Source organism: Spirilliplanes yamanashiensis, from assembly GCF_016863475.1.
GTDB classification, from domain to species: domain Bacteria; phylum Actinomycetota; class Actinomycetes; order Mycobacteriales; family Micromonosporaceae; genus Spirilliplanes; species Spirilliplanes yamanashiensis.
Genome location: NZ_BOOY01000002.1, coordinates 145,111 through 153,427 on the forward strand (window position 1 = coordinate 145,111; position 8,317 = coordinate 153,427).

The following is an 8,317-nucleotide window of genomic DNA, read 5'->3' on the forward strand; positions in this document are numbered from 1 at the left end:
GGGCTGACACGACCGCTTGGAGGCTGCGAACCCGCCCGCCGCCCGGGGTTCCCGCTTGGACGGCCTTGGGGGCGGCCCTCGACATCAGCCACGACGGCCCTGGGCCCATGGGCCCCGTCATGGCCGTGGCTGGTCACCTCAACCACCACGTGGGTGGCCTTAGACCCGGCCACCGCCGTGGGTGGTCCTTGAGTCCCGCCACCCCGCCGAGGGTGGCCTTCGACCCCACCACCACCGTGGGTGGGCCTGCCTCCCCCACCGCCGTGGGTGGTCTTTGAGTTCCGCCACCGCCGTGGGTCGCCTTCGGCCTCATGGGTGGGGGTGCCGCCGCCCACCACGGCCGTAGGTGGCTCGCGGCCTGGGCCCACTCACCCGGAAGTGACTCTGCGGCCTCGCGGCCGGCCACCACTCGGTCCCAGCGCCCCCGCCGCGACTCGGCCGCCGACAATGCGGTCCTCGGCTTCGCGGACCACGCTGCTCGGGGAGCAGGCCGCAGCATCGCCTGCCTTCCGCGGAGCCCGGTAGCAGAGTCCGGCACGCTGCGTCGATTTCGTGCCGCGGGCGGGGGCGCTGGGTGAGCGGCGCCACTCGACCGTGGTCGCCCGGGGGCCCGGTGGAGCCAACCTTTCGGGCGACCCCGCACGAGTGTCACGCTGGGTGGTGAAACCGCGACGAATTGCAGTCACGCTCGTTACCCGGCACCATTCCCCGCGCATTTCGAGATCATTTCCCGCTGCGTGATCGGAATGGCGCGCTGCGTCGACTTAGGGCGGCCTAAGAAAATCGTCCCCGGACAGCATGACGCCCCGGGCCGAACGGCCTCGGGGCGTGAATGCTGTGGTGGGTGGTTCAGGCGGTGGGAGCGCCGACCCGCAGGCCGCCACGGCGCTTGACGGCGCGCCGTTCCTCTTCGCTCATACCGCCCCAGACGCCGGCGTCCTGACCGGACTCGAGGGCCCACTGGAGACACTCGTCGGTCACGGAGCAGCGCCGGCAGACGGCCTTGGCCTGCTCGACCTGCAGGAGCGCCGGGCCGGACGTCCCGATCGGGAAGAACAGCTCGGGGTCCTCGTCGCGGCAGACAGCACGGTGGCGCCAGTCCATGGCGGCAACACTCCTCGTTCTGGATGGTGGCTGTGAATTGCGGTGCGATTACCTCTATTGCGTACGCGGCGGGTGATCGACGGACTGCGTCCGCCGGGTCACCAGCGCGTGAGCAAGCGTTCCGATGTCCGGAGCCGCTGTGCACCCCTCGGACAATGAACGGGTCCGGGCGGCATCCGGTTACTCATTTCGCTTGTGAATGCTTTCACGAACTGCTGCGATGTCAAGAGTCGCGCTCGGATTTTCTCCGACTGCGTGAGGTACTTCACGACCCTTTTGTCCGGTTCTGGGTGCTACACCAGAAGCCGACGTACGACCGCTCCCATCAATGTAGTACGGTCGCGGCCCGAACGCCGGTCTTTCGGCCGGTGTTCTGTGACTGATCGTGAGGATCGCACCGATCGGCACTACCCGATGTTCAGCAGATCACACGTAGCGCGTCGGGGACGGACAGAAAGTGCACCTTCTCGCGCTCGCCCAGGTAATCGCCGTCCACCTGGAACGCCTGGGGCCTGGCGGAGCGCACCGTGAACTCGGCCCGGTCGTGCAGGCGTAGGATCTGCGGGCCGTTGGCGGTGCCGGTGGTGAGCAGTTGGGTCACTGTGCGTGTCGTGGCGGGGACGGTGAGGCGGCGCACCGCGAACACGTCCAGACCGGACTCGAACGAGGCGCCGGGGTTGGGGTCGACGGCCCGGTCGCCGATGTACGTCCACGGGGCGGTGTTCTGCACGACCACCATCGACAGGTCGGTCTCGGCGACCTCGTCCGGGGTCTCCACGGCCAGCGGCGGGTTGCGCCGGTCGCCGGCCAGCAGCTGGCCCAGGAACGCGTTCAGGTAGAGCCCGGGGCTGGAGGTGCGGCCGCGCAGCCGGGCCTGTTCGACGCGGCGCACGACGGCGGCGTCCAGGCCGAGGCCGGCGGTGAAGGTGAAGTAGCGCTCGTCGGCGCGGCCGAGGCCGATGACGCGGTACCGCTCGTCGCGCAGGCCGTCGAGGATCACGCTGGTGCCCTCGGCCCAGTCCTTCGGCAGGCGCAGCGCGCGGGCGAAGACGTTGGTCGATCCGCCCGGCACGACGGCCACGGCGGGCAGCACGTGCGCGGTCGGGGCGTCCCGGACGGCGAGGGCCGGCTTCGACGTCAGCAGGCCGTTGACGACCTCGTTGACGGAGCCGTCGCCGCCGAGGATGGCCACCACGTCCACGCCGTCCTCGGCGGCGGCGCGGGCCAGCGTCGCGGCGTGGCCGCGGCGGCGGGTGTACTCGACGGTGAGGGAGACCTCGCTGCGCAGCGCGCGGACGAGGACGTCGCGGCTGCGCTCGGTCGTCGTGGTGGCCTTGGGGTTCACCACCAGGAGGGCGCGCATGGGCGGCACTGTACCCCGCACGGGCCGGGGTATCGGCCCCTAATCCGACAGGTAGCCTGCGCTCGTGACAGCCGACGGCCCCGCCCCGAACCCGACGACGTTGCGCCTCGCCGTGGGCCTGATCATGCTGGAGGCCGCCGCGGTGGCGGTCGTGACGGCGTACCTGTTGTGGCAGGACCTGACCGGGCGGGCGACGGTCATGTCGGTGGCGATCGGGGTGACGCTGTTCGCGGCGATCGGCGTGGTCGTGCTGGCGGCGGTGGGCCGCGCGCTGGCGCGGCGCCGGTCCGGCGCGCGGGGGCCGGCGGTGGTGCTGCAGCTGATGGTGATCGTGATCGGCTACTACATGACCCAGGGCGGGCTGGTCTGGCCGGGCGTCGGGCTGATCGTGCTCGGGCTGGTCACCGGCGGACTCGTGGTCAGCCCTCCGACGACCCGTGCGCTCGGGCTCGGTTGAGCGCCTAGGCTGGGAGACGGACGCGACGGCCACGCCGCCGCCGCTGCGGAGGTGCATGGTGATGATGACAGAGGCGGGCCGCCCGCCTGCCTACCAGGCGCTGGCGGACGAGTTGCGGGCCGACATCACGTCCGGGCGGTTGCGGCCCGGGCAGCGGCTGCCGGCGGAGCCCGAGCTGTGCGCGCGGGCGGGCGTGAGCCGCAGCACGGTGCGCGAGGCGCTGCGCCTGCTCGCCAGCCAGCACCTCGTCGTCACCACGCGCGGGGTGACCGGCGGCAGCTTCGTGGCGCAGCCCGACGCGGGCAAGCTGTCCGACTCGCTGGCCGTCGGCATGACGATGCTGCGCAGCGCCGCCATGGTGGGGCTGGCCGACCTGGTCGAGGTGCGCGAGGTGCTGGAGGCGCCCATCGCCGAGCTGGCGGCCGCCCGGCGCACCGAGGACGACCTGGTCGCGCTGCGCGAGGCGCTGTTCGACCCGGCCGACGCCGGGGTGGAGGAGATGGTGCGCGCGCACGCCGAGTTCCACGGCGCGCTGGCCGCGGCCACCGGCAACCCGCTGTTCGAGCTGGTCACCCGGCCGCTCTACCAGCTGCTGAACGGCGACGAGCTGGGCGACGCGGCACCGGCGTCGTACTGGCGGCAGATCGACGCCGACCACCGCGAGCTGCTGGCGAAGGTGGAGGCCGGCGACGGCCCCGGCGCGGCCGAGGTCAGCCGCCGGCACCTGCGCTACGTCGGCGAGAACATGCCCTGCTAGCCCCGCAGGGCGGCGGTCAGGGCGCGGTGCGGCGGGTCAGCAGCCGGATGGTGGCGGACGTGCCCGTCGCCTCGGCGCTCGCCGCGGTGGTCAGGGCGGTGAGCACCTTCCACGCGAACGACGACTCGGCCGGCAGCCGGGCGCCCCGCACCGTCGGCACGGTCACCTCGACGGTGAGCGCGTCGTCGGTCACCGCGAAGCGGCAGCACAGCTCCGCGTCGCGCACCGCGACGGCGAGCAGCATCGCGCACGCCTCGTCGACGGCGATGCGCAGGTCCTCGATCTCGTCGAGCGCGAAGTGCAGCCGCGCCGCGAGCCCGGCGGTGGCGGTGCGCAGGACACCGAGATACCCGCCGTCGGCGGGCACGGTGAGCAGCACGACGTCGTCATCGAACGCCGGCTGCGACTGTTCGGTCATCAGCTGAGTCACCCGAGCCATCCCCCCAATGGGCAGACTCTAGCCGTAATCGAACGGCCGTGGGCAGGCCCCTCGGCCGGCCCCGCGATCGGGGTCACCGCGCCGCGCCCGCGAGGCCGGTCAGGGCGTCGCCCTCGAGCCGGTACGGGATCCAGTCGGTCATGGCGGTGGCGCCGAGCCCGGCGTAGAAAGCGCGGGCCGGGTTCCAGTGCAGGACCCACCAGTCGAGCCGCCGGTAGCCGCGCTCGACACACACCGCGGCGAGGGTGGCGAGCAGCGCCTGGCCGACCCCGTCGCCGCGCGCCTCGGGGCGCACGTAGAGGTCCTCCAGGTGGATGCCGTGCACGCCTTCCCAGGTGGAGTAGTTGAGGAACCACAGGGCGAAGCCCGGTAAGGACCGGTCGGGGGCCTCGGCGACGTGCCCGAACAGGGCCGGGGACGGGCCGAACAGGGCGGCGTGCAGTTGCCCGGCGGTCAGGTGGCAGCTGTCGGCCGCCTTCTCGAACTCGGCGAGATCGTGCACCATGCCGACGACGGCCGGCACGTCGGAAGGACGTACCGGCCGGATCGTGACGGGCTGGCTCACGCCTGCTTGGTCTCCCAGAAGATCTTGGAGATCTGCTCGATCTTCGCGAGGAGCTGGTCGGCGACCCCGGGGTCGACCGAGCCCTTGGCGCCGGAGGCGCCGGCCAGCTTGGTGGCCTCGTTGAACAGCTGGTGCAGCTCGGGGTACTTCTCGAAGTGCGGGGGCTTGAAGTAGTCGGTCCAGAGCACCCACAGGTGGTGCTTCACGAGCTCGGCCCGCTGCTCCTTGATCAGGATGGCCCGGGTGCGGAACTCCGGGTCGGTGTTGGCCTGGTACTTCTCCGCGATGGCCTTGACGGACTCCGCCTCGATCCGGGCCTGAGCCGGGTCGTAGACGCCGCACGGCAGGTCGCAGTGGGCGCTCACCAGGGTGCGCGGCGTGAACATCCGCGGAAGTCGCATGAGGACCCCTCCAAGAAATTTGCGATGATCCGGGTCCGACACTACTCCTTACAGAAGTGCCCGCACGGGCTAGGGGACTGATGCCATGAAGTGGCAGTTGCCGCTGTTCGCCGCGTTGGTGCAGGGGCCCAGCATGGCGCCGACGCTGCGGCACGGCGACGCCCTGCTGGTGCGCCGGGCCACCCGGGCCCGGCCGGGCCGGGTGGTGGTGGCGCGGTTCCGGTCGCGGCCGGACCTGCTCGTCGTCAAGCGGGTGGTGCGCGCCGTCGACGGCGGCTGGGAGCTGCGCGGCGACAACCCGCTGGTCACGGACGACAGCCGGGCGTACGGCGTCGCCGACCTCGTCGGGGTGGTCGTCTGCAAATACTGGCCGCGGCCCGCGCGGCTAGGTTACCCTCCAGTAGGTCGCGACGCACCGTAGCTCGCGACCACGCCCCGGGTGACCCCCGCAGCGCTGCCGGACCGCGCACACTCGCGCCTCCCAGCCGGCCGCGACCATCACGTCCTGCCTGCGAGGAGTCCCCGTGACCGTGCTCAGCACACCCATCGATCCCGTTTTCGACCTGCACCGCGGCGGCAAGATGGCCGTCGCCGCCACCGTCCCGCTGGCCTCGCGCGAGGACCTGTCCCTCGCGTACACCCCCGGGGTCGCCACGGTCTGCGAGCGCATCGCCGCCGAGCCCGCGCTGGTGCGCGACTACACCTGGGTCGGCAACGCCGTCGCGGTGGTCACCGACGGCACCGCCGTGCTCGGGCTCGGCGACATCGGCCCGCAGGCGGCCATGCCCGTCATGGAGGGCAAGGCGATCCTGTTCAAGCAGTTCGGCGGCGTCGACGCCGTGCCGATCTGCCTGGACACCAAGGACCCCGACGCGATCGTCGCGGCCGTCACCGCCATCGCGCCGTCGTTCGGCGGCATCAACCTCGAGGACATCAGCGCCCCGCGCTGCTTCGACATCGAACGCCGCCTGGACGCCGCCCTGCCGATCCCCGTCTTCCACGACGACCAGCACGGCACCGCCATCGTCACCCTGGCCGCGCTGCGCAACGCCGCCCGGCTGCTGGGCCGCGACCTCGGCGACCTGCGGGTCGTCATCAGCGGCGCGGGCGCGGCCGGCATCGCGGTCGCCCGCATGCTGATCACCGGCGGCGTCGACCCGGCCCGGCTGGCGGTGTGCGACTCCCGCGGCGTCCTGGCGCCCGGCCGCACCGACCTGAACCCGGAGAAGGCGGCACTGGCGGCCGACACCCGCCCGCGCGGCGGCTCGGCGGCGGACGCGCTGCGCGGCGCCGACGTCTTCATCGGACTGTCCGGCGGGCGGGCCGACGTCAGCGCGATGGCGCCCGGCGGCATCGTGTTCGCGCTGGCCAACCCCACCCCCGAGGTGCACCCGGACGTCGCCGCCCGGTACGCGGCCGTGGTCGCCACCGGCCGCAGCGACTTCCCGAACCAGATCAACAACGTGCTGGCGTTCCCGGGTGTCTTCCGCGGCGCCCTGGACGCCGGCGCGAGCACCGTCACCCCGGCCATGAAGCTCGCCGCGGCCGGCGCGATCGCCGCCGTCGCCGCGGACGACCTGCGGCCGGACGCGATCGTCCCGTCCGCTCTGGACCCGCGGGTGGCCCCGGCGGTCGCGGCGGCGGTGGCGGCGGCCTGGCGCGCCTGACGCCGGCGGCGGGAGGCGTAGGTTCGGCACCATGCGTGCCGCCTACGCCTCCGCCATCGACGCCGATGACCCGCTCGCCGCGCTGAGCGTCGGCGACCTCGCCGCCCCGGAACCGCCCGACGGGTGGGTCACCGTCGACGTGCGGGCCAGCTCGCTGAACCACCACGACCTGTGGTCGCTGCGCGGCGTCGGCCTGCCCGCCGACCGCCTGCCGATGATCCTCGGCTGCGACGCCGCCGGGATCGGCCCGGACGGCCGCGAGGTCGTCGTGCACGCGGTCGTCGAGGACCCGGCCGACCCGCGCGGCTTCTCGCTGCTGTCCGAGCGGCACCCCGGCACGTTCGCCGAACGGGTGTCGGTGCCCGCCGCCAACGTCGTCGCCAAGCCCGCCGGACTGTCCTTCACGGACGCGGCCTGCCTGCCCACGGCCTGGCTCACCGCCTACCGGATGCTCACCACCCGCGGCCGGGTGGACGAGGCCGAGGCCGTGCTCGTGCAGGGCGCCGGCGGCGGCGTCGCCACCGCCGCCGTCGTGCTCGCGGCCGCCATGGGCAAGCGGGTGTACGCCACCAGCCGCGACGCCGGCAAACGCGAGCGCATCGCCGCCCTGGGCGCCACCGCCGTCGAGCCGGGCGGCCGCCTGCCCGAACGGGTCCAGGTGGTCATCGAGTCGGTGGGCGCGCCGACGTTCGAACACTCCCAGAAGTGCGCGGCCCCGGGCGCCCGGATCGTCGTCTGCGGCGCGACCGGCGGCATGGTCGCCCCGCTCAACCTGCCGCGGGTCTTCATGATGCAGCTCGACGTGCTGGGCAGCTCGATGGGCACGGCGGCCGAGCTGGCGGCCCTCATGGACCTGCTCGTCGAACGGGACATCCGGCCGGTGGTCGACTCGGTGCACGGCTTCTCGCAGGTGCGCGACGCGTTCGCGCGGCTGGAACGCGGGGACGTCTTCGGCAAGATCGTCCTCGACCACACCCGCTGACCTGGGAGCACGCCGGTCGATCTCCCACGGAGGCATTTCGGGGGACAATCCGTCCACTGACTGATCCGGTCCGGCGCTCGGCTCGTATCTCGATTCGGTAACACCGCAGTGGTGGCAACCGGAAGGGGAGCGGCACATGGTGCGTCGAGGCAGAGACGGCAGGGCCAAGAAACTACTGCTGGGGGCGGCGGCGGCCGTGATCCTGGGGAGCAGCTTCGCGGTGAGCACGGGCTTCGGCAACGCCGCCGTCGAGACCGACTGCGGGGCCCAGCAGGGAGCCGCCGGCGGTCCGGGTCAGGGCGGTCCGGGTCAGGGCGGTCCGGGTCAGGGTGGTGCTGCCGGCGATGACGCGGACGCGGGTGGTCCTGGTCAGGGCGGTGCGGGTGAGGGTGGTCCAGGTCGGGGTGGTCGCGGTCAGGGTGGCGCTGCCGACGATGACGCGGACGCGGGTGGTCCTGGTCAAGGCGGCGCGGGTCAGGCCGGTGCGGGTCAGGGTGGTCCGGGTCGGGGTGGTCGCGGTCAGGGTGGCGCTGCCGACGATGACGCGGATGCGGGTGGTCCGGGTGGTCCGGGTGGTCCGGG

The 8,317-nt window shown here is 73.1% G+C and carries 11 protein-coding genes; 5 read left to right on the forward strand and 6 right to left on the reverse strand.

Going from position 1 to position 8,317, the window contains the following annotated elements; translation table 11 throughout:
- Nucleotides 1-849: 849 nt before the first annotated feature.
- Both Sya03_RS02105 and Sya03_RS02110 read right to left on the reverse strand, forming a co-directional pair.
- Nucleotides 850-1,104: a WhiB family transcriptional regulator gene (locus Sya03_RS02105; RefSeq protein ID WP_203936392.1), complete on the reverse strand. Its 255-nt coding sequence runs from the start codon at nucleotides 1,102-1,104 to the stop codon at nucleotides 850-852.
- Between the two features lie 418 nt (nucleotides 1,105-1,522).
- Entirely contained in the window at nucleotides 1,523-2,467 is a 945-nt protein-coding gene (locus Sya03_RS02110; RefSeq protein ID WP_203936393.1) for a diacylglycerol/lipid kinase family protein, read from the reverse strand.
- Nucleotides 2,468-2,531: 64 nt separating this feature from the next.
- On the opposite strand from Sya03_RS02110, the gene Sya03_RS02115 reads away from it, so the two are divergent.
- Both Sya03_RS02115 and Sya03_RS02120 read left to right on the forward strand, forming a co-directional pair.
- A complete protein-coding gene (locus Sya03_RS02115; protein WP_239107062.1) occupies nucleotides 2,532-2,924 on the forward strand; it encodes a hypothetical protein in 393 nt (130 codons plus the stop codon).
- Nucleotides 2,925-2,985: 61 nt separating this feature from the next.
- The gene (locus tag Sya03_RS02120; protein ID WP_203936394.1) at nucleotides 2,986-3,681 is read left to right on the forward strand and encodes a FadR/GntR family transcriptional regulator; all 696 of its coding nucleotides are present in this window, start codon (nucleotides 2,986-2,988) and stop codon (nucleotides 3,679-3,681) included.
- A 16-nt stretch (nucleotides 3,682-3,697) separates the two neighbouring features.
- On the opposite strand, the gene Sya03_RS02125 is transcribed toward Sya03_RS02120, so the two are convergent.
- From Sya03_RS02125 to sodN, 3 genes are all read right to left on the reverse strand, one after another.
- On the reverse strand, nucleotides 3,698-4,099 hold the full coding sequence (locus Sya03_RS02125) for an ATP-binding protein (protein ID WP_203936395.1): 402 nt from the start codon (nucleotides 4,097-4,099) through the stop codon (nucleotides 3,698-3,700).
- Between the two features lie 94 nt (nucleotides 4,100-4,193).
- Nucleotides 4,194-4,625: a GNAT family N-acetyltransferase gene (locus Sya03_RS02130; protein WP_203936417.1), complete on the reverse strand. Its 432-nt coding sequence runs from the start codon at nucleotides 4,623-4,625 to the stop codon at nucleotides 4,194-4,196.
- A gap of 56 nt (nucleotides 4,626-4,681) precedes the next feature.
- Complete coding sequence (gene sodN, locus Sya03_RS02135) at nucleotides 4,682-5,086, reverse strand: superoxide dismutase, Ni (RefSeq protein WP_203936396.1); 405 nt, start codon at nucleotides 5,084-5,086, stop codon at nucleotides 4,682-4,684.
- Nucleotides 5,087-5,171: 85 nt separating this feature from the next.
- On the opposite strand from sodN, the gene Sya03_RS02140 reads away from it, so the two are divergent.
- The 3 genes from Sya03_RS02140 (at nucleotide 5,172) to Sya03_RS02150 (ending at nucleotide 7,735) form a co-directional block, all read left to right on the forward strand.
- A complete protein-coding gene (locus Sya03_RS02140; protein WP_203936397.1) occupies nucleotides 5,172-5,507 on the forward strand; it encodes a S24 family peptidase in 336 nt (111 codons plus the stop codon).
- 160 nt (nucleotides 5,508-5,667) lie between these two features.
- The gene (locus Sya03_RS02145) at nucleotides 5,668-6,753 is read left to right on the forward strand and encodes an NAD(P)-dependent malic enzyme (RefSeq protein WP_203936418.1); all 1,086 of its coding nucleotides are present in this window, start codon (nucleotides 5,668-5,670) and stop codon (nucleotides 6,751-6,753) included.
- A 31-nt stretch (nucleotides 6,754-6,784) separates the two neighbouring features.
- Nucleotides 6,785-7,735, forward strand: a complete 951-nt coding sequence (locus Sya03_RS02150; RefSeq protein ID WP_203936398.1) for a zinc-binding dehydrogenase — start codon at nucleotides 6,785-6,787, stop codon at nucleotides 7,733-7,735.
- Nucleotides 7,736-7,907: 172 nt separating this feature from the next.
- Here the strand turns inward: Sya03_RS02150 and Sya03_RS02155 are convergent.
- Nucleotides 7,908-8,317: hypothetical protein (locus Sya03_RS02155; RefSeq protein WP_203936399.1), on the reverse strand; the 410-nt coding region annotated here is incomplete at its 5' end.

Bases quoted from the DNA above. Each gene is read 5' to 3' on its own strand.
- Sya03_RS02125 (WP_203936395.1), bottom strand. From the start codon at position 4,099: ATGACCGAACAGTCGCAGCCGGCGTTCGATGACGACGTCGTGCTGCTC.
- Sya03_RS02130 (WP_203936417.1), bottom strand. From the start codon at position 4,625: ATGGTGCACGATCTCGCCGAGTTCGAGAAGGCGGCCGACAGCTGCCAC.
- Sya03_RS02150 (WP_203936398.1), top strand. From the start codon at position 6,785: ATGCGTGCCGCCTACGCCTCCGCCATCGACGCCGATGACCCGCTCGCC.
- Sya03_RS02110 (WP_203936393.1), bottom strand. From the start codon at position 2,467: ATGCGCGCCCTCCTGGTGGTGAACCCCAAGGCCACCACGACGACCGAG.
- Sya03_RS02145 (WP_203936418.1), top strand. From the start codon at position 5,668: ATGGCCGTCGCCGCCACCGTCCCGCTGGCCTCGCGCGAGGACCTGTCC.
- Sya03_RS02120 (WP_203936394.1), top strand. From the start codon at position 2,986: ATGATGACAGAGGCGGGCCGCCCGCCTGCCTACCAGGCGCTGGCGGAC.
- sodN (WP_203936396.1), bottom strand. From the start codon at position 5,086: ATGCGACTTCCGCGGATGTTCACGCCGCGCACCCTGGTGAGCGCCCAC.
- Sya03_RS02105 (WP_203936392.1), bottom strand. From the start codon at position 1,104: ATGGACTGGCGCCACCGTGCTGTCTGCCGCGACGAGGACCCCGAGCTG.
- Sya03_RS02140 (WP_203936397.1), top strand. From the start codon at position 5,172: ATGAAGTGGCAGTTGCCGCTGTTCGCCGCGTTGGTGCAGGGGCCCAGC.